We start from the raw sequence: 17,873 nt of genomic DNA on the forward strand, positions 1-17,873 counted from the left end.
ACCTGTGAGGCGACCAACGGGGCCAGGAACCCGACCATCAGCGCGAGAGCGAGGCGATGCGATCCTCGTCGACCCGCGCGGAGGCGGTTTTCAGACGCCATCGCGCCACGAGTGCCTGGGTTCATAGCCGAGGATGCGACGGGCCCTGTCGATCGAGAGCAGTGTCTCGTGCTCGCCCAGCTCGCGCTTCACCTCGACGTCGGGGAACACCTCGGCGACGAGGCTCGCGCTGGACCGGCTCATGACGGTGTCTGCCGCCGCGATGACGAAGCGATCGAATCCGGGGCGGTTGGCCTTCAGCGCCAGTTCGATGGCCTGCGCGCCGTCCCTCGCGTCGATGTAGCCCCAGGCATTCCAGCTGCGGAGCCTCGGATCCGCGTCGAAGGAGGGGAACTCGGCATAGTCCTCCGGTGTCATCACGTTCGAGAACCGCAGCGCGGTGATGCTGAGCTCCGCATCCCAGGTCACGAGCTTGGTGGCGAGTTCCTCCTCGAGGTGCTTGGTGAGCGAGTACACGCTCTGCGGCCTGGTCGGGTATTCCTCGTCGACGGGGAAGTAGGGCGGCGGAGTCGTATCGAACGGCAGGCCGAGCACTGTCTCACTCGACGCATAGACGATGGTCTTGATTCCCGCCCGGCGAGCGCCCTGGAACACGTTGAAGGTCGCGGTCATGTTGTTGTGGAAGGTCTGCGAGTCTGCCATCAGCCCCGGAGCCGGCACGGCGGCGAGGTGCACGACGGCGTCGAGGCCGTCATGAACGTCATTGATCCCGAACAGGGCGTCGACGGTCTGTCCGTAGTCGGTGAAGTCGACACGGACGAAGCCTGGCTCTCTCGGGCCGGCGACGTCGAGAGCCGTGACCGTGTGGCCGGCATCCCGGAGATACCGAACGACGGCGCCGCCCAGTTTTCCGTTGCCGCCCGTTACCGCAATGTCCATTCGGGTCCTCTTTTGCAGTGTGTGACTGCTGCCATTTTCGCACGGGCGAGGCCGCGATGCAGACCCCGCGCAGAGCCACGCCGAGGAAGGCTCCCCGAAGGCATCTCAGCCGAGCGGAAGCTCGACGCGAAAGCTCGTCTTGCCCGGCACGCTGTCGACCGAGACCGTGCCGCCGTGGCCGGTGACGACGGCACGCACGATCGCGAGTCCGAGGCCCGTGCTGCCCGCGGCCCGGGAGCGAGAGCCGTCGCCGCGTGCGAAGCGCTCGAACAGCACGGGCCGCAGGTCATCGGGGATGCCGGGCCCGTCATCCGAGATCGTCACGACCGCATGGCCCGCGGCATCCTTCGCGAGCGCCGCCGTCACTCGCGTGGATGCCGGCGTGTGCACCCGGGCGTTCGCGAGCAGGTTCGCCACCACCTGGTGCAGCCGCGCGGCGTCGCCGATCACCTCGACCGGCTCCTCCGGGAGATCGAGCGACCACTCGTGATCAGGCCCGGCGGCGTGCGCATCACTCACAGCATCGATGAGCAGCCTGGACAGGTCCACGGGCGCACGGTCGAGGTCACGGCCCTCGTCGAGCCTCGCGAGCAGGAGCAGGTCTTCGACGAGCGAGGTCATGCGGGTCGCCTCCGACTCGACCCTGCCCATCGCGTGCACGACATCCTCCGGCAGGTCGTGGTCGCCACGCCTGGTGAGCTCCGAGTAGCCGCGGATCGACGCAAGCGGTGTGCGCAACTCGTGGCTCGCATCCGCGACGAACTGCCGCACCTTGCGCTCGCTCGCCTGCCTCGCCGTGAGGGCGGATGCGACGTGGCCGAGCATCCGGTTGATGGCGGCACCCACCTGCCCCACCTCCGTTCTCGGGTCTGCATCACTCGGAGGAACCCGCACCGCGAGCGCCACCTCGCCGCGGTCGAGCGACAGTTCGGACACCCGCGTCGCCGTGGCGATCACCCGCTGCAGAGGTCTGAGCGCGAGGCGCACGATGATGGTCGCGAGCACTGCCGCGAGCGCGATGCCGACGACAGTCACGATCGCGATGACGACGACGAGCTGCAGCAGGATCTCCTGCACATCGCTCAGCGGAAGCCCGGTCACGACGCGGTCACCGTTGGAGAACGTCGCCGTGGCGACACGATAGTTGCCGAGGTCCCCGCCGAGATCGACGGTCATCGGGTCGCTGCGGGTGGATGCGGCCTCCAGCACGCGCGCGTCGGAGGCGGGCAACTGCTGTTGCCGACCCGTCTTCTGGTCTTTTTCGACCGCCAGGGTCACGCCGTTCGAGACGAAGGCTATGACCGTGCCCGGAGCCTGTCGGTTGAGCGTGAGGATGAAGCGCTCGGCTGAGGAACCCGGTGCCTCGCCGGACCCCGGCGGGCCGAATCCACCCTGCGAGCGGCCGGTTGCGGCCGTGAGCTGGTCGTCGAGACGGCTCATCAGAAACCCCTGCAGGGCGAGCACGCTCACGGCACCGATGACGATGGCGACCGCGGCGAGCAGGCCGACGACGGCGAGGGCCAGGCGCCTGCGCAACGACCAATGCCTGCGCGGCGCGACCCGGGTCATCCGGCGGCCTTGATCAGATACCCGACGCCCCGCACGGTGTGGATCATTGGGGCGACACCCGCGTCGATCTTCTTGCGCAGGTAGGAGATGTAGATCTCGACGATGCTCGATCGGCCCCCGAAGTCATAACTCCAGACCCGGTCGAGAATCTGCGCCTTGCTCATCACCCTGCGCGGGTTGCGCATGAGAAAGCGCAGCAGCTCGAACTCGGTCGCGGTCAGCTCGATGAGCCGGCCGCCGCGGCGCACCTCGTAGCTCTCCTCGTCGAGGGTCAGCTCGCCGACGCGCAACACAGGATCGACCGTGTCAGTGATGACGACGGTGGAGCGACGGATGAGCCCGCGAAGTCGCGCCACGAGCTCCTCGAGGCTGAACGGCTTGGTCACGTAGTCGTCGCCGCCCGCGGTGAGCCCGGCGATGCGGTCGTCGAGGGCATCCTTCGCGGTGAGAAAGAGCACGGGGACGTCTCGGCCGTCGGCCCGCATGCGCTTGAGAACCTGCAGCCCGTCGATGTCTGGCAGCATGACGTCGAGAACCACGACATCCGGTCGGAACTCGCGGATGATCGACAGCGCGCTGTGCCCGTCGGCGGCGGTGCGCACGTCCCAACCCTCGTATCTCAGCGCCATGCCGAGGAGGTCGCTGAGGGATGCCTCGTCGTCGACCACGACGACGCGCACGGGCGAGCGGTCTGCACGCAGCAGTTTCGCGCTCGACTCACGGCTGGACGAAAGGTTGGCAGCGTCTGTGTTCACAGTGCTATTTAGTCGCGCTGGGCTTGGAGACTCCTATGAGGAATACCGATCGATCCTGAGAAACCGCTTAGCCGGCCGACCGGATGTAAGCGCCATTTGCAGTTCATTCTTACGACTTTCATAGCTTGTGTCGCCAGCTTTTTCCTATGCAGCTGAGAAGGCGCGTCATCATCAATTCCTCCCTGGGCGTCATCGTCGTCGCGGCGATCGTCGGGGCATACTTCGTCATCAACCCGCCGACCGCCTCGTCGGCCTCCGGTTCCACCCAACTCACCTCGACCGTGCAGCAGGGCACGGTCAGCAACACCATCACGGCGACCGGCTCCGTCGCACCGCTCAGCGAGGTGAACGCTTCGTTCAAGGCCTCGGGGACGATCGCCACGGTCGATGTCTCGCTCGGACAGACCGTCACGGCGGGGCAGACGCTGGGAACCCTCGATCCGACCTCGTTGCAACAGACGGAGAACGAGGCGCAGACCAGCTACAACAACGCGGCGACGAACCTCGCGTATGCGAAGACGAACCTCGCGGCGGCGGAGACCGCCAGCACGCAAGACTCCAACCCGTCCGGCAACAGCACCCAGTCGATCAACAGCGCCAAATCGGCCATTCTGTCCGCACAGGCCCAGCTGAACACTGCGCTCGATGCGCTCACCACCGCCAAGTCGAATCTGAGCGCAACCACTCTGACGGCACCCATCGCGGGTCTCGTCATCGCGGTCAACGGCAGCGTGGGCGGTTCGTCCGTGTCATCGGGCTCATCCGGATCGTCTGCCGGGTCGGGGACATCGGGCGGATCGGGGTCGTCCGGTTCCACGGGTAATTCTGGGTCCTCCTCCAGCTCCTCTTCGTCCGGCTTCGCGACCATCGCCGACGTGTCGTCGATGACCGTCACCGCGAACATCGCCGAGGCCGACATCGCCTCCGTCACCGTCGGCCAGGCGGCAAAGGTCACGTTCCCCGCGATAGCCGGTGTGAGCGCCGACGCCAAGGTCACCGCGATCGCCCCCACCGCGACGAGCAGCAATTCCATCGTCACCTACGCGACCACCCTCACCCTCGACTCGATCCCCAAGGGGCTCAGGCTCGGCCAGACCGCATCCGTCGCCATCACGACGAAGACCTCCGCAGCCGACGCGCTCTATGTTCCCAGCGCCGCGATCACGACGGCGAACGGCGTCTCCACGGTCAAGGTCGTCGACTCGAGCGATCCTTCGAAGACCACGACGGTGACCGTGACGCTCGGCGTCGTCGGCACCGAGGGAACGGAGATCACATCCGGATTGAAGGCGGGCCAGACCGTCGTGCTCGGCACCGTGTCGGATAGCGCGGGCACGAGCGGCGCGGGCACGAGCGGCACGGGCCGCACGGGAGGCTTCGGCGGCGGGTTCCGTGGAGGCTTCGGCGGTGCAGGCGGCGGCACCGTCCGCGGGGGCAACGGATGACCGAGGTTGCCGCACGGGCCACGCGCCCACCCGTTCTTGAGCTGCGCGCGGTGCACCAGGTCTACGGCAGCGGGGATGCCGCGGTTCATGCCCTTCGCGGCATAGACCTCGCCATCGCCGAGGGAGACTACGTGGCAATCATGGGGCCGTCCGGCTCGGGTAAGTCCACGCTGATGAACCTCCTCGGCTGCCTCGACATCGCGTCGCACGGAAGCTATAGGCTCGCGGGCAACGACGTGAGCACGCTCGATGAGAACTCGCTCGCCCACATCCGGAATCGTCAGATCGGCTTCATTTTCCAGTCGTTCAACCTCGTGCCGCGGATGTCCGCGCTCGGCAACGTCGAGTTGCCTCTCGTGTATGGAAAGGTCGGCAGGGCAGAGCGCAGACGGCGAGCACTCGAGGCACTCGACACCGTCGGACTGGCGGATCGCGCCGATCACCAGCCTCAGGAGCTCTCCGGCGGCCAGCAGCAGAGGGTCGCGATCGCGAGGGCGCTCGTCACCTCCCCCACCCTCGTGCTCGCCGACGAGCCCACCGGAAACCTCGACAGCGCCTCCACCGACGAGATCCTCGGGATGTTCGACCTGCTCGCGAGGGACGGCCGCACCATCGTGGTCATCACCCACGAAGCGCACGTTGCGGAGCAGGCACACAGGGTGCTCACCATCAGCGATGGACTGATCGTCTCCGATCGCGTCTCTGCCTCGCTGCTGGGGGCGCCGCGGACGAATGGCAGGCGGGCGCTGTGAGATTCTCCGAGATGCTGCTCTCCGCCCTCCGGGGGATCACCGCGAACAAGCTGCGGTCGGTCCTCACGCTGCTCGGCGTAATGATCGGGGTCGCGTCCGTCATCCTGCTGCTGGCCGTCGGGAACGGCTCCGCGCAGCAGGTCAACAATGCCATCTCGAACCTCGGGACGACGACGCTCACCGTGCGGGCATCCGGAGGCGGGTTCGGCGGCGGTGCAACAGCGAGCTCGGGCACGAGCATCACCCGCACGGTGGCCGACCAGCTGGCCGCGGCGGGGCTCGGGCACGTGCGCACCGTCATCCCCGAGGTGAACACGAGTCTCACCGTCTCGAGCACGACCGTGTCCGAGAGCTCGACCACGGTGCTCGGAACGACGCCGGAGTACTTCTCCGTCGGCACGAACACGGTGGCGTCGGGAGCCGCGTTCACGGATGCCGACGTCACGAACGCGGCGAAGGTCGCCGTGATCGGACAGACGCTGGCCACCGAACTGTACCCGACGGGATCGGCGCTCGGGAAGACCGTGACGGTGGACGGCACCTCGTTCAGCGTGGTCGGCATCCTGTCGCAGCAATCCGCCGTCGGGTTCAACGACCCCAACTCCGTCGTCATCGCGCCGATCAGTCGGGTGCAGGACTCCTTCACCGGCTACGGGGCTGTCTCCTCACTCACCGTGGAGGCGACGGATGCCGACGCGGTGACCGCCGCGCAGGGCGAGCTGACCATCATGCTCAACCAGCTGCTCGGCGTGACGGACACGACGAACGAGCCGTTCACGGTGGTCAACCAGAGCTCACTGCTCGCGACCGCAGCCACGAGCGCGGCGAGCTTCACGGTGCTGCTCGGAGCCGTCGCGGCGATCAGCCTGCTCGTGGGCGGGATCGGGGTGACCAACGTCATGCTCGTGACCGTCACGGAGCGCACGCGGGAGATCGGCATCCGCAAGGCGCTCGGCGCGACGAGGGGCGCCATCCTGGGCCAGTTCCTCGCGGAGGCGGCGACGCTCACCTTGCTCGGCGGCGTGCTCGGGGTGATCGCCGCGCTCATCGGGGCGCAGTTCCCTCTCAATGGAACGCAGCCGGTCATCCTCGCCTTCTCGATTCCTCTCGCCCTCGGCGTCTCCGTCGCGATCGGCGTGTTCTTCGGCGTCTACCCCGCGGCCAGGGCCGCGGCCCTGCGTCCCATCCAGGCGCTCAGGGCGGTATGAACGCGTTCACCAACTCGACAACAGAACCCTCAGGAGAGAAGAGACGATCATGACTGATCCAACGAACCCGGTGTCGCCGTCGGGCGACCGCGTGCCGGAGTCGCCAGCGGTCACCCCCGCTGCCGCGCCTGCCGCCGCCCCGCTCGCCGCTCGCAAGCGTTCGACGCGGTGGCTCACGCCGACACTCGCGATCGTCGCGGCACTCGCCGTCGGCATGGTCGGCGGCGTGTTCATCGGACGTAGCGGTGCGGCGCACGCCGGACCGGGCGCCTTCGCTCGTGGCCAGTTCGCGGGCGGCGACAGTTCCCAGATACAGGGCGGCAGCGGACAGGGTGGTGGAACCGGCCGCGCATTCGCCGGCGGCGGGTTCACCACGGGTAAGATCACCGCGATCGACGGGACCACGATCACCGTGAAGGCACCGGATGGCACGCTGAAGAAGGTGTCCACAACCGCCAAGACCAGGGTCAGCAAGACCACGACCAGCAGCGTCGGCGCGTTGAAGAAGGGCGAGACCGTCACGGTGATCGGCGCGACCGGCTCCGATGGCACCGTCGCGGCCACGACCATCTCGCAGGGCGCGGGGCTGCGCGGAGGGTTCGGTGCGCGGCCGGGAGGTGCCCCGACGCCGAACAATTAGGGTCCCGCCGGTCGAGCGGCCTCACCGGGCGGATTGAAGGAGCTTTTTGCGTTTTGGCCAAGATCGAAGGACTTTTCTTGTCCACATCCGCACTTTCTCCTTACTTTTCGAGCGTCGCACCATCAGCTTTGCCGGGGGCGCACCGAACGGGAGTGCCGAGCGCGCGAGCGGAGCGCGCACAATAGGGGGGTGACGTTGCAGCCGACCCTCTCGCTCTGGGCAGAGTCGACCCCGGATCACCGCAGACGCATCCTCGCCCACTCGGAGGATCGCGCAGCCTGGCTCCTAGCCCGCAGCCGTGGCATCACCGCGACGGATGTGGCCAGGCTCTCCAGCCAGCGATCGGTGCAGGCCGTGGCGCTCGACAAACTCCACGGCAACGGTTTCTCCGGCAATGCCTACACCGAACACGGTCGCGCGCGTGAACCCGAGATAGCGCGCTGGGTGAAGGATCGCTTTGGCATAGATCCCAGCACGGCGCTGTTCCATGCCGCAGGACATCCCGAGCACCTGGCGACTCCGGATGGCGTGGCCCTGACCGCGAATGGAGCGCTTGAGCTCGCAGAGATCAAGACGACCAAGTCGGCCTGGCGCAGCATCCCGCGCTCGTATCTGCGCCAGGTGTGGTGGCAGCAGTACGTGCTCGGGGCGGAGCGAACGCTGCTCGTGTGGGAGCAGCACGACAACTTCGTGCCGGTGAAGCCCGAGCCGGAGTGCCGCTGGATCGCGCGCGACGAGAACGAGATCCACGTGCTCGTCGACCTGGCCGATCGCGTGCTCGCCCTTGTCACTCAATCGCAGCGCTCCTAACTCCGCCACTCCCACGACCATGGAAGCGACGGGCCGAGCTTCCTACCCTCCAGATCGGATAACACCAGAGAGCTGCATCGCTTCGATTTGCGACGCGCCATATCCCAACTGAACGAGCACGTCGGCAGTGTCTTCGCCCAGCGCAGGAGGATACCGTGCCTCGATACCGACTTCGCCGTCGATCTTTATCGGATTGCCGAGCACGCTGACAGCGCGGCCGTCGGGGTGCTTGAGCTCGACAACCATTCCCCGGCCCGAATTACCCGCGTCGATGAGCGCCTCGTTGACGGAGTTTATGAGCGCTGCCGGCACGCCGCGCGCATTGAGCCGATCAACCCAATCGCCTGCTGGTGCAACTCTAAAGGCACTCTCCAGCAGTCCCCACAGCTCCACCTTGTTGTCCAGCCTCGATGCGGACGTATTGAATCGCGCGTCTACGGGGAGCTCGGGCAAACCGAGCTCATCGCATAATTCGGTCCACATTCGTTCAGTGTTCGCGGTAACGACGAGTTCTCGGGAATCCGCTCCGGTAAATGAGCGATAGGTGGGGATTGAGTCGTGGTGGCGGCCCTGGGGCTTGGGATCGACCCCGCTGAACAGGGCATACACCCCCTGATAGGAGAGCATTGCAAGCTGACAATCGAGCATCGATACATCGATAGCGGCCCCTTTACCGGTCCGCTCGTGCTGTACCAGCGCGGCCAGTACGCCTATAGCCGCATACATGCCTGCGACCAGGTCCCCCGCCGGGATTCCGAGGCGCAAGCTGGGGCCGCTCTCTTCCCCGGTCAGGCTCATCACTCCGGACAGCGCTTGCACGATCATGTCGTAAGCAGGTCGGTCATGCCAGGGACCGTGTTGCCCGAAGCCGCTTATGGACGCCCACACGAGCCCGGGATATTGCTCTCGTAGGCGATCCGCATCTAAGCCAAGGCGTTTACACACCCCTGGCCGAAAATTCTCCACGACGACATCACATTCCCCAATCAGCCGGAGCGCGACTTCGAGCCCTTGCGGTGTTTTCAAATTCAGAGCGATGCTGCGCTTGCTCCTGTTGTTTCCCAGGAAGTAGGCGCTGTCGTCGCCAACGAAATATGGTGGGATCCCGCGACTCGAATCGCCATCGAGCGATTCGACTTTCAACACCTCCGCACCAAGATCCGCCAATATCTGCGTGCAGAACGGCCCCGAAAGAAACGTCGTCAGATCGAGGACAGTCACTCCCGCCAGGGGAAGCTTCCCCTTGCTCGTGGTGCCTTTTCTTTGATCCTCAACCATTCGTCTTCCTTATTTTTATTCTTTGCTCGCGCCGCTTACGATCGCAGCACCCCGTCGCGTTATGCAGGTGAAACCGATCCTTAGGCGGCTCCCTCGAAGATATGGACGGCGCAGGCACCGTGATCGAATCCCGATATTCCCCCGCCAGTGACATGAGTCAACCCAAGCCGGGCCTTCTCCACTTGACGGGCATCCGCCTGGCCCGTCAACTGCCAGAACATCTCGACAACTTGGGCGACTCCCGTGGCTCCCACCGGATGTCCCTTCGCGAGCAGCCCACCGCTGGGATTTACGACGACCTTTCCCCCGAATGTGCTGCTTCCATCCTTCAGAAACCCCACAGCTTCACCTTCTGCACACAGGCCAAGCGCTTCGCAGTACACCAATTCGGCAATTGAATAGGCGTCATGCAGTTCAACCAGATCGAGATCAGATGGACCAACCCCTGCGGCTTCGTATGCGTCGCGAGCCGAGTCATAAGAGATGTCTGGGCGGATCATGTCTCTAAACCCGCCAGTAACTTGCCCAGAGTGGAGTATCGATGCCAAAACCTTGATCGAAGGGACGCCAAGCCGGGCCCGAAAGTCATCGGACACCACGACCACCGCAGCCGCTCCATCACCCGTCGGGCAACATTGGAATAACGTCAGTGGGTCCGCAATAGGCCGAGAACCAAGCACCTCCTCGACCGTCGTCTCCTTCCGCAGCTGCGCATATGGATTCAGAGCGCCATGCTTTCTCGCTTTCACACTCACACGTGCGAGATCAGATGAGGCCACGCCATGCTCGTACATGTACCTCCGTGCTCGCATGGCATACAACGCAGGCAAGACCATCCCCTGCTGCACTTCCCAGTCCTCCGTGATCAAAGGGAGTGGCCCGCCACCGAACTGCGTCAGCTTGTCCACTCCTATCACCAACACCGCATCGCTTCGTCCCTCTGCGACGTACTGCACCGCCAGGTGCAGTGCGGAAGCACCGCTCGAACAAGCATTGTCAACATTGACGACCGGGATACCCCCAATACCGACATCCTTCGCAATGCGCTGCCCGGTCAGCATTCCTCCGTACGTATGCCCACAGAACACTGCCCCGATCGACTCGCGACTTACGCCCGAAGACTCCAGCGCTCCTAAGATGGCCGGGACGGCCAGCCCCGCGTAACTGGAATCGCGATGTTTGCCAAACGGGATCATGGATGCCCCAACCACACTGACGCCGGTCATTTTCTTACCTCTTCCTCATCGGCGGGGCAAAACGCCCAGCTCTCACGAACCTTGGTCAAGCGCACCCGCATATCGACTGCCCACGGCGTGCCGTCGCTGGCAAGGACGGAGAACACACGCACGCCGTCGTCCAGATCGATGTAGCCGACGTCGTATGGCGTCTCTCGCTGGAGCGAGACATGCACCCTGCTGTACGAATAGAGAGTTCCATGAGAGGGAAGCAGGTACGGGCGCATCTGCGTCCCGGAACAGCTGAAGCACACCTGACGCGGTGGAAAGTACTTTTCGCCGCACGACAGGCACTCGGATCCCTCGAACTGATATCCCTCTGGTCCCTCGACCGCACGAGCATCAGCGGCCATACGTAGATCTTCAATCGGCATGGCCGTCGCCACGGGTGCTCCGGGAGCATCCTTATTTATTGTCATCTTGCTTCCTCCATATTCGGCTTCTATCCATGCCCTCTGGCAGCGGGCAATTCCGTCTCGACCAGCGCGACGTGATTCTCACGTAACAGGCAACCTCGCCGGCTTTCGGCCACTCATATCGCATCGCTCCCCATGAACCCATCCGACGCCGAGGTGGCCATAACGTCCGAAGACGAAGCGAGGAGTGTTCGCGTATACGGATGCTGCGGGTCAGAAAAGATGCGATCTGCTGATCCGATCTCAACCAGCTCGCCCTTGTGCAGCACCGCGACACGGTCACTGATGACCCGTACGGTTGCGAGGTCATGGCTGATAAAGACCATCGTCAAATTGAGACGCTCTTTGAGGTCCATCAACAGGTTCAAAATCTGGGCCTGCACGGACACATCCAATGCCGAGGTGGGCTCGTCGCACACGATGAATTCGGGGCTGACAGCGAGCGCTTGCGCGATTCCGATACGTTGTCGTTGCCCACCGGAAAACTGGTGTGGATACCGATACTTGTCGCGCGGATCGACGGCAACCAGGCGGAGCAAATCGTCCACCGCCAACTCGCGCGATCTCCGGCGCATGAGACCGTGTATCGCGAAGGGCTCACTCACCAGTTCCCCAACCCTCATCCGCGGATCGAGAGAGCTGAACGGGTCCTGGAAGATCATCTGTGCCCGACGGCGAAAACGCTGAATCTCTGAGTCGCTCATGGAAGCCAACTTGCGGCCGTCAAACTCCACGTATCCGGTGCTCGCGGCCTGCATACCCAGCATCGCCTTGCCCAGCGTGCTCTTGCCGCTACCGGACTCGCCGACCACACCCAGCGTCTCGCCACGGAAGACATCGAGGGTAATGCCTCCGAGGGCAGCCACCGGCGTCTTGCCTTTGCGCAAGCGCCCCGACCGGGCGACGGGGAACGATACAGATAACTCTTCAAGATGCGCCAGAACGGGATCGTCGACCAGCTCGCTGGCAGTCACTCGAGCCACCCCCCTGGTTCGGTCGCCCAGCATCTGGCATCCTGACCGTTCTCCCGTCTGGTCAGCGACGGCTCGTGAGCCAGACACTCATCCTTGGCATAAGCGCATCGGGACGCGAAACGGCATCCGTCACGGAGTTCCGCCAAATCCGGTGGGAGTCCGGGAATCACCTGCAAGCGCTCGCGCGGTGTATGTGCTTCCACGGTCGGCATCGCTTGGAGAAGCGCCCGCGTGTACGGCATTTGCGGCGCGCCGAACACGAACTTCGAGGGACCGGCCTCGACGATCCGACCCGCATACATCACCGCGATGGAGTCGCACATTTTTGCCGCGACACGGAAGTCGTGGGTGATAAGTACCATGGACATCCCGAGCTCAGCGCTGAGGCGCTTCATGATGCCCAGAACCTGCGCCTGGGTCGTGACATCGAGCGCGCTCGTAGGCTCATCGGCGATCAGCAGCTTGGGTTCGCAGGCGATCGCGATCGCGATCGCGACACGCTGTCTCATCCCTCCGCTCAACTGGTGAGGGTAGTCGCGCATCCGTTGGCCGGGGTCGACGATATCCACCCGCTCGAGCAGGTCGATCACGCGCTCCTCTGCGGCTTTCCTGGACAGTCCGCGATGGATCCGTAAACCTTCCGCCACCTGCTCTCCGATGCGGATGAGCGGGTTGAGACTGCTCAAAGGGTCTTGCGGCACAAAACCGATCTGGTTCCCCCGCAGCCGCCGTATCTCACTCTGCTTCATCGATAGGACATTCTTGCCTTCGAACACAACGTCCCCAGAAGTAATCCGCCCGGGCGGTGGAACAAGCCCGATGAGAGATCGCGCCATCGTGCTCTTCCCACTTCCAGACTCACCGACGATCCCAAGCGTCTCCCCGCGGGCAATGGTGAAACTCACGCCGTCCAGCGCACGGACCGAACGCTTGCCGACGTCGTATCGGGTAGTGAGGTCGCGAATCTCCAGCAAGGTATCTCCTGTCATGACGCCATCTCCCCTGACCGGCGAAGCGGTGGAATCCGTTTCTCCACTCCAGATGCTGTTTCGTAGGCGCGGCCGACATCGAAAAGAAAGTCCTCGGCACGCGGGCGGCCAATCAGCTGAAGGCCGACGGGCATGCCCGCGGAGGTGTACCCGGCCGGAATCGACAAGGCGGGCAAGCCCGTCATTGTGATGGCGTAGCACAGCAGGCATGCATCGATGACATCACCCATCGGAGCGCCGTTGATGGATGTGGGATACATCATCTCGATCGGGAAAGCAGCCGTCTGGGTGGTCGGAGTGACCAAAAGATCGAACCGATCAAAGAACTCGCTCATGCGAAACCACAGTGCATTCCGCAGTGCTTCGGCGCGGCCGACATCCGCAGCCGTGATCTGGGAGGCACGAGACACGTACTCCTCGACAAACGCGTTGTCCGATCTTGCTCCTGCGGGTCCTCGCTCGGCAGCGACAGCGAACTGACGGACCGCGCGGATCGGATCGATGATGTCCCGTATCCCGTCGAACGATGGCGCCGTTTCCTCAACCTCCCAGCCGAGCCGTTCGAAGGTCATCACCGCCTCGCGGCAAATCTGCGCGACCTCGGGTTCGACGGCGGCGATCCCCAAGTCCGAACTCCAGGCCACCCGGAGCTTTGAATTTCGAGGTGGGCCGGCTACTGTCGCCGAATCATCGAATGACACCGGCACTCTGCTGTCAGCGCCACGCATCACCTTGTAGAGCAATGCGCAATCGTCCACCGTGCGCGCCAGCGGACCAGTCACCGCAAAGGTGTCGAAGACCCACGACGTCGGCAACTGCGGCACACGGCCCGGACTCGGCCTTAAGCCAACCAGACCGTTGAAGCTGGCGGGCAGACGCACCGAGCACCCATGGTCCGTCGCGTGCGCGAGCGGCCCAAGGCCCGCAGCAACACCGGCGGCCGCGCCACCGCTCGAGCCGCCCGCCGTCGCATCGAGATCCCACGGGTTCTTCGTCGATCCGAACAGCTGATTCGTCGTGTTGATCCCGGCAGCGAACTCCGGAGTATTGCTCTTTGCGAACGGGATGCCGCCGGCCGCACGAATCCTTGCTACGACGAGGGAGTCCTGCCGGGCAAGGTTTTCCGCGAACTTGGTCGCCCCGAAGGTGGTGCGCATTCCCTCGACATCTTCGGTGTCTTTGATCGAGACAGGAATCCCGTGCAGCAGGCCACCGTCCTCTGCCGCCCCGCGAGATCCCGCCCGTTTCGCGGCTCTCAACGCTCGATCGTGATCGACGGCGCACAACGCGTTAATCACGGGGTTGACCTCGTCGACTCGAGCCAATACCTCTTCCATGAGCTCACGCGGCGAAGCGAGGCCCTCTCGAAAGAGACCGCCGAGCTCCACAGCAGAAAGACTCACAAGATCTGTGGCAGACATCAGACCTCCAACACGATCTTGCCGACGACGGAACGATCCGCCACCATCTGGTGTGCCGACGCTGCCTCGGAAAGCGGAAGCACGACCGGGTCGGCGACGGTTATCTGATCGCGCCCCCACATCTCGACCACAGACGAGAAAGCGTGGCGCAATAGAGCACGATCCGAAGGATGCCTACTGCCAGCGAGACTTCCGCGGGCAAGGAACTTCACGGTCAAGTGATAAGGGATGAGCGACCGATACAGGTCCAGAGTCGCGGGCTGATCGCTGGCCTGACCGATACCAACCAGACGTCCACCCCGACCCAAGAGGTCGAGGCTTTTCACGAAGACATCGCCACCAACCGAGTCGATGACGAGATCGATCGGCCGTTCGGATTTAAAGGCGCCCCTGACCTGTTCCCGAAAATCTCCGTCGGTGTAGTTGATAGCGACACTCGCTCCGGCTTCCAGAGCGCGCTCGAGCTTCCGCGGTGTACTCGCGGTCGCGACTACGCGCGCTCCTGCGAGCGCACAGAGCTGCACCACAGCACTGCCAACAGCACCCGCCGCCGCATGGACGAGAACAGTTTGACCGGCACGCACCCGCCCTTTGTAAATCGCGGCCAACCACGCCACGGTGAAACTCACGGAGAAACTCGCACCGCTCAACACCGACTTCCCCTCAGGGCAGGCGAGGACCAGGTCGGCGGGCACAATGCAGAATTCCGCATACGCGTTCCGCGCATCACCGGCCAGAATCTCCGCGCCGACCTCCAGCGGGCCTTGACCGGGAAGCTGTGTGCCGCACCCTGGACCCACGGCAGCCACGGTCCCGGACGCCTCAAAACCCGGCACAAGAGGCAGCGGTTCCTGCAAGACATACGTTCCCCGGCGCTGTCGAGTGTCCGCATAATTCACTCCAGCCCGCGAGACGCGCATCAGCACTTCACCGGGTCCCGGCACCGGCACCGGCACATCCGCCTGCTGCAGAACCTCGGGGCCGCCGAATTGCCGAACAAGTATTGCCTTCACGATCTCGACCTCTCTCTAGCTGTCTCGTGGATCCAAGACATCTCGAAGACCGTCTCCAAGAAGGTTGATCGCCAGTATGAACAGCGTGATCGCAGCACCGGGGATGAGTACCAGCGCAGGATTCGTCTGCATGAACACCTGCCCTTGGCTCAACATCGCGCCCCATTCGGGAATAGGCGGTTGCACCCCGAGCCCCAAGAAACTGAGACCTGAAACCAGGAATGCCACGATCCCGAGCCGAAGGGTCCAGATGATCACCATCTCTGGGAGGATGTTGGGGATCACATGACGGAAGATAAGCCGCATATCCGAGGCCCCGCGGGACTTCGTGGCCTCGATGTACTCACGACTCATTACTGCGATCGTGCTCCCGAAGGCGAACCGGGCGAAAATAGGGATCGAGTACACGATCATCGCGTAGGTGACGCTTGATGTGCCTGCACCCAGGATTGCGACAACAACGAACGCGATCAGGACGTCGGGGAAGACAAGCATCGTGTCGACGGCGCGCATGATGATAACCTCTGTCACTCCGCGACGATACCCGGCGAGTACTCCAAGGATCCCGCCAAACACCATTCCCAGCGTCGTCGCCGCTACAGCGATCCCCACCGTGTACCGACCACCTGTAAGAAGTCGGCTCAGCAGGTCGCGGCCAAGGTCATCCGTGCCGAGCCAGTGCCCGGCGCTCGGCGGGTTGAGTGCATCCGACAACACCTGATCGAATGGGCCTTGCGCCAGAAGGAAAGGCCCGACGATGCAGCCAAGAGTCATGACGGCCAGAAGAAGCCCTCCGACCCATGCACGGAAAGGTATCCGACGCCTGACGCGGCGCGCAGCCCGTGCTGGTTCGGAATCGTCTCCGATACCGAGCAGCGCGCTCCGCACCGACTCCTGTGGCCCCTGCGTCTTCTTCACTTTTTCTGCGGATTCGGACATCGGTGTCACCTTCTTATCCGTGGGTCGGCGACGGCGTAGAGCAGATCCATCGCGAGGTTGACGAACAAGATGGCGAGAGCGAAGACGAGCAGCACTCCTTGCACCACGGGAAGGTCTCGTGTCTGCAGGGAATCGACGGCAAGCCGGCCCAATCCGGGCCACGCAAACACCACCTCCACGACGACCGCCCCTGCCAGCAGATGTCCAAGCTGGATACCTGCGAAGGTGAGAATGGTGACGGCCCCGTTCGGCAGCGCGTGACGATAGAGAAGGCGTGCCTCCGTGACCCCCTTCTGACGAGCCGTGACAATGTAGTCCTGCCCCAGGATCTCTATGAATGCTCCCCTGGTGAGGCGAGCCAACATACCGATCTGGGGCAACGCCAATGTCACCGCCGGAAGGATGATGCTCTCCGGGCCTGCATTGCCTCCGCTGGGCAACCAGCCAAATGAGACGGCGAAGATGAGGACCAGGATCAGCCCGACCCAGTACGACGGGAGGCTGACGCCCAAGGTGCTGAGCGCGGTGACGAGGCTGTCTGCCCAACGACCTCTGTAGTACGCGGCCACGATGCCCAGCACGATGCCCAATATGAGCGCTATCGCCATTCCTGTCAGCGCAAGGGTCGCCGTTGCCGCTGCCCGCGGAAGGATCTCTTCCGTTACCGGCAACTTAGTGATCAGGGAAGTGCCGAAATCACCGGTCCCCAGACCTTTGAGCCAGGTCAGGTATTGAACGTAGATCGGCCTGTCAAGACCCAACGACGCGCGAATCTGGGCTATCAGCTCCGGCGTCGCATCAGGCCCAGCAAGGTTGGCCGCCGGGTCGCCGGGGATCAACCGGATGGTGAGGAAGACGATGATGGAGACCAAGAATAGAACGACGACTGACTGGCCGAGACGCCGCAAAATGACCGTTCTCAACTCCACTCCCTCCTTTCTGACTTCGTCATCGAACAAGCGGGACAGGCCGGCCGCCTTCCCAGCGAAAACGGGCACGAGCTATACCAGCGCCGAAGCCCATCACTGCTCGCACTCCACATTCGGGCACGTCCGGCCTGTGCGCCGCTACGGAATCACCACGGCGATAGCCGCTATCTCGACCTTCGCTCCGTACGCCAGCTGATTGACGCCTGCGGCAGCATTCGCCGGAGGGGTTGACGGGAAAAGATCTCGCTTGACATCGTCTATCTCCCAGACATCCGCCATGTCCAACATGTACGTCGTCGTCTGCACGACGTGCTGGATATCGGAGCCGGCAGATTTCAATATCTCATCGATGGTCTTCCAGATCTGACGAGTCTGGTCACTGACAGACTCCGGCATCACTCCATCGGGACCGACACCTACCTGACCGGATACGAAGACGAAGTTCCCGCTTCGTATCGCCTGGCTTTTGTGCCCGACCCGAGTGGTACTCGGTGGAGGAGCAGCGTCGGTCTCGATGGCCTCGCGGAGTGGTTCATTTCCTAGCATGTCCTGACAGCTTCC

At 63.8% G+C, this 17,873-nt stretch carries 18 protein-coding genes; 5 read left to right on the forward strand and 13 right to left on the reverse strand.

Annotation, left to right across the window (positions count from 1 at the left end):
- Positions 1–90: 90 nt before the first annotated feature.
- From ABUA28_RS07535 to ABUA28_RS07545, 3 genes are all read right to left on the reverse strand, one after another.
- The gene (locus ABUA28_RS07535; RefSeq protein ID WP_349903422.1) at positions 91–939 is read right to left on the reverse strand and encodes an NAD-dependent epimerase/dehydratase family protein; all 849 of its coding nucleotides are present in this window, start codon (positions 937–939) and stop codon (positions 91–93) included.
- A gap of 105 nt (positions 940–1,044) precedes the next feature.
- The gene (locus ABUA28_RS07540) at positions 1,045–2,508 is read right to left on the reverse strand and encodes a sensor histidine kinase (RefSeq protein ID WP_349903423.1); all 1,464 of its coding nucleotides are present in this window, start codon (positions 2,506–2,508) and stop codon (positions 1,045–1,047) included.
- Positions 2,505–3,263: a response regulator transcription factor gene (locus ABUA28_RS07545; RefSeq protein WP_349903424.1), complete on the reverse strand. Its 759-nt coding sequence runs from the start codon at positions 3,261–3,263 to the stop codon at positions 2,505–2,507. The genes ABUA28_RS07540 and ABUA28_RS07545 overlap by 4 nt, the downstream gene beginning before the upstream one ends.
- 146 nt (positions 3,264–3,409) lie before the next feature.
- Between ABUA28_RS07545 and ABUA28_RS07550 the strand changes: the two genes are divergently transcribed.
- The 5 genes from ABUA28_RS07550 (at position 3,410) to ABUA28_RS07570 (ending at position 8,118) form a co-directional block, all read left to right on the forward strand.
- On the forward strand, positions 3,410–4,708 hold the full coding sequence (locus tag ABUA28_RS07550; RefSeq protein WP_349903425.1) for an efflux RND transporter periplasmic adaptor subunit: 1,299 nt from the start codon (positions 3,410–3,412) through the stop codon (positions 4,706–4,708).
- Positions 4,705–5,460 carry an ABC transporter ATP-binding protein gene (locus tag ABUA28_RS07555; protein WP_349903426.1) on the forward strand — a complete coding sequence of 252 codons (756 nt, stop codon included), beginning with the start codon at positions 4,705–4,707 and terminating at the stop codon, positions 5,458–5,460. The genes ABUA28_RS07550 and ABUA28_RS07555 overlap by 4 nt, the downstream gene beginning before the upstream one ends.
- Positions 5,457–6,668 carry an ABC transporter permease gene (locus tag ABUA28_RS07560; protein WP_349903427.1) on the forward strand — a complete coding sequence of 404 codons (1,212 nt, stop codon included), beginning with the start codon at positions 5,457–5,459 and terminating at the stop codon, positions 6,666–6,668. The genes ABUA28_RS07555 and ABUA28_RS07560 overlap by 4 nt, the downstream gene beginning before the upstream one ends.
- A 49-nt stretch (positions 6,669–6,717) precedes the next feature.
- Complete coding sequence (locus ABUA28_RS07565; RefSeq protein ID WP_349903428.1) at positions 6,718–7,308, forward strand: DUF5666 domain-containing protein; 591 nt, start codon at positions 6,718–6,720, stop codon at positions 7,306–7,308.
- Between the two features lie 189 nt (positions 7,309–7,497).
- Complete coding sequence (locus ABUA28_RS07570) at positions 7,498–8,118, forward strand: YqaJ viral recombinase family protein (RefSeq protein ID WP_349903429.1); 621 nt, start codon at positions 7,498–7,500, stop codon at positions 8,116–8,118.
- 42 nt (positions 8,119–8,160) lie between these two features.
- Here the strand turns inward: ABUA28_RS07570 and ABUA28_RS07575 are convergent, their stop codons facing one another.
- The 10 genes from ABUA28_RS07575 to ABUA28_RS07620 all read right to left on the reverse strand — a co-directional run bounded on the left by ABUA28_RS07575 (position 8,161) and on the right by ABUA28_RS07620 (position 17,858).
- A complete protein-coding gene (locus ABUA28_RS07575) occupies positions 8,161–9,396 on the reverse strand; it encodes a CaiB/BaiF CoA transferase family protein (RefSeq protein ID WP_349903430.1) in 1,236 nt (411 codons plus the stop codon).
- Between the two features lie 80 nt (positions 9,397–9,476).
- Positions 9,477–10,622, reverse strand: coding sequence for a thiolase family protein (locus tag ABUA28_RS07580; RefSeq protein ID WP_349903431.1), 1,146 nt, complete (start codon positions 10,620–10,622; stop codon positions 9,477–9,479).
- Positions 10,619–11,005, reverse strand: coding sequence for a Zn-ribbon domain-containing OB-fold protein (locus ABUA28_RS07585; RefSeq protein WP_349903432.1), 387 nt, complete (start codon positions 11,003–11,005; stop codon positions 10,619–10,621). Before ABUA28_RS07585 ends, ABUA28_RS07580 begins: the two co-directional genes overlap by 4 nt.
- A gap of 158 nt (positions 11,006–11,163) precedes the next feature.
- Positions 11,164–12,021 carry an ATP-binding cassette domain-containing protein gene (locus ABUA28_RS07590; protein ID WP_349903433.1) on the reverse strand — a complete coding sequence of 286 codons (858 nt, stop codon included), beginning with the start codon at positions 12,019–12,021 and terminating at the stop codon, positions 11,164–11,166.
- Positions 12,018–13,010, reverse strand: a complete 993-nt coding sequence (locus ABUA28_RS07595) for an ABC transporter ATP-binding protein (protein WP_349903434.1) — start codon at positions 13,008–13,010, stop codon at positions 12,018–12,020. Before ABUA28_RS07595 ends, ABUA28_RS07590 begins: the two co-directional genes overlap by 4 nt.
- Complete coding sequence (locus ABUA28_RS07600) at positions 13,007–14,431, reverse strand: amidase (RefSeq protein WP_349903435.1); 1,425 nt, start codon at positions 14,429–14,431, stop codon at positions 13,007–13,009. Before ABUA28_RS07600 ends, ABUA28_RS07595 begins: the two co-directional genes overlap by 4 nt.
- Positions 14,431–15,444, reverse strand: coding sequence for a quinone oxidoreductase family protein (locus tag ABUA28_RS07605; protein ID WP_349903436.1), 1,014 nt, complete (start codon positions 15,442–15,444; stop codon positions 14,431–14,433). Before ABUA28_RS07605 ends, ABUA28_RS07600 begins: the two co-directional genes overlap by 1 nt.
- A 15-nt stretch (positions 15,445–15,459) precedes the next feature.
- Positions 15,460–16,383, reverse strand: coding sequence for an ABC transporter permease (locus ABUA28_RS07610; protein ID WP_349903437.1), 924 nt, complete (start codon positions 16,381–16,383; stop codon positions 15,460–15,462).
- A 5-nt stretch (positions 16,384–16,388) separates the two neighbouring features.
- Positions 16,389–17,381 carry an ABC transporter permease gene (locus tag ABUA28_RS07615; protein WP_349903438.1) on the reverse strand — a complete coding sequence of 331 codons (993 nt, stop codon included), beginning with the start codon at positions 17,379–17,381 and terminating at the stop codon, positions 16,389–16,391.
- Between the two features lie 69 nt (positions 17,382–17,450).
- Positions 17,451–17,858, reverse strand: a complete 408-nt coding sequence (locus ABUA28_RS07620; protein WP_349903439.1) for a RidA family protein — start codon at positions 17,856–17,858, stop codon at positions 17,451–17,453.
- Positions 17,859–17,873 lie beyond the last annotated feature (15 nt).

The organism is Parafrigoribacterium humi (genome assembly GCF_040227205.1).
Taxonomy (GTDB): Bacteria; Actinomycetota; Actinomycetes; order Actinomycetales; family Microbacteriaceae; genus Parafrigoribacterium_A; species Parafrigoribacterium_A humi.

Coding starts and splice junctions, on each gene's coding strand:
- ABUA28_RS07535 (WP_349903422.1), bottom strand. CDS start 939: ATGGACATTGCGGTAACGGGCGGCAACGGAAAACTGGGCGGCGCCGTC.
- ABUA28_RS07540 (WP_349903423.1), bottom strand. CDS start 2,508: ATGACCCGGGTCGCGCCGCGCAGGCATTGGTCGTTGCGCAGGCGCCTG.
- ABUA28_RS07550 (WP_349903425.1), top strand. CDS start 3,410: ATGCAGCTGAGAAGGCGCGTCATCATCAATTCCTCCCTGGGCGTCATC.
- ABUA28_RS07555 (WP_349903426.1), top strand. CDS start 4,705: ATGACCGAGGTTGCCGCACGGGCCACGCGCCCACCCGTTCTTGAGCTG.
- ABUA28_RS07565 (WP_349903428.1), top strand. CDS start 6,718: ATGACTGATCCAACGAACCCGGTGTCGCCGTCGGGCGACCGCGTGCCG.
- ABUA28_RS07575 (WP_349903430.1), bottom strand. CDS start 9,396: ATGGTTGAGGATCAAAGAAAAGGCACCACGAGCAAGGGGAAGCTTCCC.
- ABUA28_RS07580 (WP_349903431.1), bottom strand. CDS start 10,622: ATGACCGGCGTCAGTGTGGTTGGGGCATCCATGATCCCGTTTGGCAAA.
- ABUA28_RS07585 (WP_349903432.1), bottom strand. CDS start 11,005: ATGCCGATTGAAGATCTACGTATGGCCGCTGATGCTCGTGCGGTCGAG.
- ABUA28_RS07595 (WP_349903434.1), bottom strand. CDS start 13,010: ATGACAGGAGATACCTTGCTGGAGATTCGCGACCTCACTACCCGATAC.
- ABUA28_RS07600 (WP_349903435.1), bottom strand. CDS start 14,431: ATGTCTGCCACAGATCTTGTGAGTCTTTCTGCTGTGGAGCTCGGCGGT.
- ABUA28_RS07610 (WP_349903437.1), bottom strand. CDS start 16,383: ATGTCCGAATCCGCAGAAAAAGTGAAGAAGACGCAGGGGCCACAGGAG.
- ABUA28_RS07620 (WP_349903439.1), bottom strand. CDS start 17,858: ATGCTAGGAAATGAACCACTCCGCGAGGCCATCGAGACCGACGCTGCT.